The 258-nt window shown below is 29.8% G+C and carries 1 protein-coding gene; it reads left to right on the top strand.

Features of this window, described 5'->3' with window-relative positions; translation table 11 throughout:
• Positions 1 to 40 precede the first annotated feature (40 nt).
• The coding region (locus tag AOA59_RS32185; protein WP_143522858.1) for a ferritin-like domain-containing protein at positions 41 to 258 on the top strand (218 nt) is incomplete at its 3' end.

Genomic DNA, 258 nt, shown 5'->3' on the forward strand with positions numbered 1-258 from the left:
ATATTATAGAAATGAAGGGAGACGAAAGGAGAGGGATAAAATGTATTCTTCAATGAATCAATCAATAAACAATGGTGATATGAGTCAGTTTGTAACAGATTTACAAAATGCTATTGATAGTGAATATAATGCAATCCAATGTTATGAGAAAATGGCTAAGCAAGCGTCTAATAAAAAAGAGATGGAACAAATTCTAGAGATAAGAGAAGATGAAATGAAACATTATGAACAATTTTCACAGATTTTCACTGCAATAAC

The sequence above is a fragment of the Pseudomonas sp. 2822-15 genome, from assembly GCF_002742515.1.
GTDB classification, from domain to species: Bacteria; Pseudomonadota; Gammaproteobacteria; order Pseudomonadales; family Pseudomonadaceae; genus Aquipseudomonas; species Aquipseudomonas salomonii.